Consider the following 6376-nt stretch of genomic DNA (forward strand, 5'->3'; position numbering starts at 1 on the left):
CGCCCGGGCGGCCCCCCGGCCCCGCCGCGCGCCGCCCCCGCACCCGCCCGGGCGGCGGCCGGGGTTCTCGGACCCCGGGCCGCCGCTGCCGTTCGGTTCAGTGCTCGCCGATCGCCGTTCGGTTCAGTGCTTGCCGATCGGGTCGCCTTCCACGTCCGGGCCGCGGCCCGGGCCGACGCGGAACTCGAACTCGCCGTCGTACTTCTTGTGGCCTTCCATGACGGCCATTTCGACGGCCTCGGAGCCCATCTGCTCGCGCACGATCACCGGGTCCCGGCGCAGGTCGCGCATGAGGGCGACGCACATGAAGATCATCACGACGACGAACGGCGCCGCCGCGAGGATCGTGAGGTTCTGCAGACCGGTCAGCGCGTCGCCCTGACCGCTGCCGACCAGCAGCATGATCGCGGCCACCGCGCCGGTGACCACACCCCAGAACACGACCACGAAGCGACCGGGTTCGAGCGCGCCCTTCTGCGACAGGGTGCCCATGACGATGGAGGCCGCGTCGGCGCCCGAGACGAAGAAGATGCCGACGAGGATCATCACCAGCAGGCTCGTGACGGTGGCGATGGGGAACTGCTGGAGCACGCCGAAGAGCTGGCCCTCCGGGGTGGCCTCCTTGCCGAGCTGTCCCTCCTCCTGCATCTTCATCGCCGAGCCGCCGAAGATCGCGAACCAGATCAGGCTGACCGTGCTGGGCACGAGGATGACACCGCCGACGAACTGGCGGATCGTGCGGCCCCGGCTGATGCGGGCGATGAACATGCCGACGAACGGCGTCCAGGAGATCCACCACGCCCAGTAGAAGACCGTCCAGCTGCCCAGCCAGTCGGCGACGCCCTTGCCGCCGCTCGCCTCGGTCCGGCCGGCCAGCTGGGGCAGGTCGCCGAGGTAGGCGAAGACGGAGGTGGGCAGCAGGTCCAGGACGATGATGGTCGGGCCCGCCACGAACACGAACAGGGCGAGGATCAGCGCCAGCACCATGTTGGTGTTGGACAGCCACTGGATGCCCTTCTCCACACCGGAGATCGCGGACGCGACGAAGGCCAGGGTCAGCACCGCGATGATCGTGACGAGCAGCCCGGTGCTCACCTTGTCCATCCACTTCAGCTCCTGCACACCGGAGCCGATCTGGAGCGCGCCCAGGCCCAGGGAGGCGGCGGAGCCGAAGACGGTCGCGATGATCGCGAGGACGTCGATGGCCCGGCCGACGCCGCCGTTGGCGTTCTTCGTGCCGATGAGCGGGGTGAACACCGCGCTGATGGTCTGCCGGCGGCGCCTGCGGAACGTGCTGTAGGCGATGGCGAGACCCACCACGGCGTAGATCGCCCACGGATGGAGCGTCCAGTGGAACAGGGTGGTGGCCATGGCCGTCTCCATGCGGTCGCCGGAGTCGGCAGGGTCGGTGCCCGGCGGGGGCGTGCCGTAGTGCGACAGGGGTTCGCTCACGCCGTAGAACATCAGGCCGATGCCCATGCCGGCGCTGAACATCATCGCGACCCAGGACACCGTGCGGAACTCGGGCTCCTCGCCCTCCGCGCCGAGGTGGATCCGGCCGTAGCGGCTGATCGCGAGCCAGAGGGCGAAGACGACGAAGCCGGAGGCGGCGAGCATGAACGCCCAGCCGCCGTTGTGCATCAGCCCGCCGAGCATGCTGGTGGAGACGTCCTCGAGCGAGTCGGTCGCCGTCGCGCCCCAGACCACGAAGGCGAGGGTGAGGACCGCCGTGACGCCGAAGACGATGCGGTCGGTCTGCGGCCGGTCCTGACCGGGCAGGCCCGCTTCCGACCCCGGCAGCGCGGCTCCCTCCGGGGAGTCCTTGTCGCTTGGTCGTTCTTGCGTCACAGGCGGAACCTTTCATCGGGACAGCGGGGGAGGATGTAGGTCCTCCGTAAACGCTGCTACCACGTGTGGCGGAATTTCACCCCTCTCAACATGCGGTTTCGTATGAACCTCCTGTCAGGTGGTACTCGGCCCGGTCGTCGAGCAGCAGCGGCACGAGCGCCCGCAGGGGCTGACGCAGCGGGACGAGCACGCCGTCGCGGTCCTTGCGCACCCGCACGCCGTGCAGTGCGAGTTCGTCGCCCACCTCGGCGTACTGGGCGGCGGTGAGCCGGTAGCCGCAGGGCGGGTCGGGGATGATCTCAGCCGGTTCGGGGGCCTCGTTGTCGGCGCCGCCGACGTAGACGGGGCCGGTGTCGGCGTAGCCCGCGAGCCGGGCCCGTGCCGTCGTCGCCTCGATGCGTGCCCGGCGCTGGTCGGTGTATCCGAACATGCCCTTGAGCGCGTCCAGTTGGGAGGTGACCCGGCGCCGGTTGTTGAGCGCCTCGTCCGCCTTCTCCGCCTCGGTGAGTGGGTCGACGCGGCTTTCGATGAGCAGTCCGACGGAGTGCTTGACACCGGACATGTTGCGCAGGATGCGCTCCTGTCCGTCTCCCGCGACCTGTTTGACCGGCTCACCGGTCTCGGGGTCGGTCCAGATGCCGTAGGTGCCGGTCGAGTGGCCGGCCCGCTGGGCGGCGGGGCGGACGTACGCCTCGGAGAGGGTCCGCGCCTCGTCGTGGACCGCCCCGTGGGTGTTGAGGTTGCGCGGCCACAGGTCGAAGAGGTCCTTGTCGTAGAACCGGGGTGTGGCGCCGTATTCGTGCAGGTCGTAGACGACGTCGGGGCGCTGGTCGCGGATGAGGGCGGCCAGGGCGCGGCCCTCGGCGGTCTTGAGGGCGAGGTGGTCGCGGTTGATGTCGACGCCGTCGCTGTTGCCGCGTGTGTTCGCGGCCCGGCCGTCCGGATTGGCGGTGGGCACGACCAGGACCGTGGTGCGGTCCAGGAAGCGGCGGGTGCGGCTGTCGCGGGCGTATGCGAGGTCGCGGACGGTGGTGAGGCAGGCCTCGCGGCCGGAGGGTTCGTCGCCGTGCTGGCTGCAGACGAGCAGGACCTTGCTGGGGCTCGGGCGGTTCCCGATCCGCACCAGATGGAGCGGGCGGTCCTGCTTCGTCGTGCCGAAGCGGGTCACGGAGACGCGGCTGCCCGACCGGTCGACGACCCGGAGGAAGTCCCGCTCCTCGGGCTGGGTGGTCCAGCGGGCGCCGTTCGACTGCTCGAAGCCGGTGCGGGGCGGGGAATCCGGGGCCGCCTGGGCGGGTGCGGCGATCAGCGAGGCCGTGAGGGCGGCTGCGGTCAGGACGAGGGCGCCGGCGCGGGTCACCGGGTTTCCCCCGGGACGCGGTGCGTGGTGCGCGGCTCCCGGACGCCGTCCAGGAGCGTGGCCTCGGGGGTGGCGAGCGGGGTCCCGGCGGTGGCGCGGGCGAAGGCCGTGGTTCCGCCGATGAACGGGACGCGCGCCGAGGTGCGGGACAGGTCGAGCGTGAGCTTCGGCCGGTCGGCGGGAGGGTCGATGAGGTCCTTGTCCGTGCCCGCGACGATCAGCGCCAGGCGGTGGCCCTTCGGCACGACGTGGTCGGTCGCCGCCAGGTCGAGGGTGATCGTGTACCGCTTGCCCGGGGTGAGCGGGGAGCCCTTGTGGTCGGAGGCGTGGTTGCCGAGGTCGGCCCAGCCGCGGCTGACGACCGTGTAGTCGACGTCGGCGGTCTTCGCCTTCGTCTCCTTGAAGCAGGCGCTGTCCGCGGTGCTGCTCGGGCCCCAGCAGGTGCGGCCGGTGAGGGTGGTGATGCCTTCACCGGCGTCCGCGTAGTCGCGGATGGTGGCGGGGCCGAGGTCCACCAGGACGGCGGAGAGGTGGGCCGTCGGGGCGGAGGGCGTCGCGGTGACGGTGACCTCCGAGGAGCCGGACAGGCGCAGGTCGCGGGTGAGCGGTCCGGTGACGAAACCGGCCTTCTCCGGTGTGGGCCGGTCGATCCGGGCGGCCCAGTCGGTCTCGCTCAGCTTCGGGTCGTCGGTGAAGCTCTCTGTGCCATGGCCGCGGTGCAGGCCGAGGGTGCCGACGCCGGCCTGGGAGCCACGGTCGGGGCGCAGGGTGGTGGCCCGGGTGCCGCTCGGCGGCCAGGTCCTGGAGGTGTCCCACCGGTCGGGGGCGCGTTCGATGTCGGCCATGGGCTCGCGGTCGATGCCGTTGTCGTAGCCCATGAGCTCGTGGTCGAACCAGCGGTGCAGGGTGTCGACCCAGGCGCCACGGCGGAAGTCGAAGGGGTCGACATGGCCGGTCTGGGAGAGCCAGATCTTGCGCTCGACGCCGTGCTTCGCGAGGGCGTCCCACCACTGGCCGACGTGCTTCATGCGGACGTTGAGGTCCTGCATGCCGTGCACCAGGAAGACGCTGGCCTCGACCTTGCGCGCGGCCTTCACGTAGTCGCGCTCGGTCCACAGCGGGGTCCAGTCGCCGGTGCGCGGGGCGCCGTCGGTGAGCTTCTGCTGGACGGCGTCGCACTTGGCGCGGGCATCGGGGCTGTTGACGTAGTCCGACAGCCACTCGGGGCCGGAGTCGTAGAGCGGGGCGCCCTGCTGGAAGTAGTAGTCGTACCAGGAGGAGATGGCACTGATCGGGACGATGGTCTTCAGGCCCTTGACGCCGGTGGCGGCGACGCCGTTGGCGATGGTGCCGTCCCAGCTCTTGCCGATCATGCCGGTGCGGCCGTTGGTCCAGCCGGCCTGGGCGCGGGTGGCGCCGGTGCGGCTCGTGTAGGCCTTGGCGCGGCCGTTCAGCCAGTCGACGACGGCCTTCGCGGACTGGATGTCGGAGCGGCCGCCCACGTCGACGCAGCCGTCGGAGCGATTGGTTCCGGCCAGGTCCACGCCGACGAAGGCGTATCCGCGCGGGACGAAGTAGTTGTCGTAGTAGAGCGGCATCTGTGCGACACGGCCCTGCGCGTCGTAGGTCTTCTTCTGGCTCTCGTTGCCGCGCCCGCAGCAGGAGTAGTACGGGCTGGCGTCCATGATGACGGGGACTTTGCGGCCCTGCCGGGCGGTTTCGCGGGGGCGGACGATGTCGACGGCGACCCGGTCGGTCTTCCCGTCGCGGTCGCCGTCGAGCCCGGTGTCCACCCAGACGGCCTCGCGGATGGCGTTCTCGTAGGAGTGGACGGGTTCACTCGCCCGCGGGGCGGCCGGTGCGGCCTGTACGGCCGCCGGGGTGAGCAGGGTGGCCAAGAGGGCGGCCGTGGCCGCCGTCGCGAGCGGTCTCCAGGTCGTGAAGCGCGTGCGTTTCGGCATGCGCCGGACGGTACATCGGTGAACTCCTGTTCAGAAGAGGGCAGCTGACGGACCGGCGTGTCCGGGACGGACGTTCGGGGCGGGTGTCTCATGTCGGCCGAATGGCGATCGTGTGACAGCAGAGGCCATGGACATGATCAGGGGCACAGGGAGTCAATAGGCTCCGACAGACCCCGGAAGACCTCGGGAACCTACGACTTGGAGCCTTGCGTGCACCGCAGAATCATCGTGCCGGGAGCCCTGGCAGCGACCGTCCTCCTGCTGGCGATCCCGGCATCGGCCGCTCCCCACTCCCCCGGCGCGCCGGGTATCGGCGACCCCTACTACCCGGCCTACGGCAACGGCGGATACGACGTCTCCCACTACGACCTCCGCCTGAAGTACCAGCCGGCCACGGACGAGCTGGAGGGCACGGCCACCCTCGTGGCCCGCACCACCCAGGACCTGTCGAGCTTCAACCTGGACTTCCTGCTGGACGTCGGCGAGGTGCGCGTCAACGGGACCAAGGCGTCGTTCCGGACCTCGGGCGAGCAGGAGTTGGAGATCACGCCGAGGACCCCGCTGGCCAAGGGCGTGCCCGTCACGGTCGTGGTGCGCTACCGCGGGGTGCCGTCGTCGAAGCAGGCGTTCGGCTTCACCAGCTGGCACCGCACCCCCGACGGGGGTGTCGCGGCGAACGAGCCCGAGGCTGCGGCATGGTGGTTCCCGAGCAACGACCATCCTCTGGACAAGGCGACCTACGACGTGTCCGTGCTGGTCCCGGACGGCACCCAGGCCATCTCCAACGGCACGCTCCAGTCGACGAGTTCGCGGCTCGGCTGGACGCGCTGGAACTGGCGGTCCGACAAGCCCCAGGCCACGTACCTCGCCACGCTCGCGGTCGGGAAGTTCGACATCACGACCGGCACGACCGAGGGCGGCATCCCGGTCCTCAACGCCTACAGCAAGGATCTCGGAGCGAACGCCGGGGCCGCGCGGGCGAGCATCGAACGGACCGGGGAGATCGCGGACTGGCTCGCCGGGTACTTCGGGCCGTACCCCTACAACGCGCTCGGCGGGTATGTGCCGAACACCAACACCGGGTACGCGCTGGAGACCCAGACCCGGCCGTTCTACAGCCCGCGGCAGTTCGCGAACGGGTCGAACGTGTCGGTCGTCGTCCACGAACTGGCCCACCAGTGGTACGGCGACGAGGTGTCGCTCAAGC

At 70.7% G+C, this 6376-nt stretch carries 4 protein-coding genes; 1 reads left to right on the forward strand and 3 read right to left on the reverse strand.

Annotated features, from left to right (window positions below; all coding sequences use genetic code 11):
* Positions 1-123: 123 nt before the first annotated feature.
* From ABT116_RS38230 to ABT116_RS38240, 3 genes are all read right to left on the reverse strand, one after another.
* Positions 124-1848 carry a BCCT family transporter gene (locus tag ABT116_RS38230; RefSeq protein ID WP_351644059.1) on the reverse strand — a complete coding sequence of 575 codons (1725 nt, stop codon included), beginning with the start codon at positions 1846-1848 and terminating at the stop codon, positions 124-126.
* A gap of 85 nt (positions 1849-1933) precedes the next feature.
* Complete coding sequence (locus ABT116_RS38235; protein ID WP_351644062.1) at positions 1934-3208, reverse strand: M14 family metallopeptidase; 1275 nt, start codon at positions 3206-3208, stop codon at positions 1934-1936.
* Positions 3205-5169, reverse strand: a complete 1965-nt coding sequence (locus ABT116_RS38240) for a Xaa-Pro dipeptidyl-peptidase (RefSeq protein WP_351644065.1) — start codon at positions 5167-5169, stop codon at positions 3205-3207. The genes ABT116_RS38235 and ABT116_RS38240 overlap by 4 nt, the downstream gene beginning before the upstream one ends.
* 210 nt (positions 5170-5379) lie before the next feature.
* On the opposite strand from ABT116_RS38240, the gene ABT116_RS38245 reads away from it, so the two are divergent.
* Positions 5380-6376 (forward strand): M1 family metallopeptidase (locus tag ABT116_RS38245; RefSeq protein WP_351644068.1); only part of this gene is annotated, 997 nt, incomplete at its 3' end.

The sequence above is a fragment of the Streptomyces sp. NPDC002130 genome (assembly GCF_040296465.1).
Classification (GTDB): Bacteria; Actinomycetota; Actinomycetes; order Streptomycetales; family Streptomycetaceae; genus Streptomyces.

Excerpts from the sequence above, each read along its gene's own strand:
- ABT116_RS38240 (WP_351644065.1), bottom strand. The coding sequence starts at position 5,169 with ATGCCGAAACGCACGCGCTTCACGACCTGGAGACCGCTCGCGACGGCG.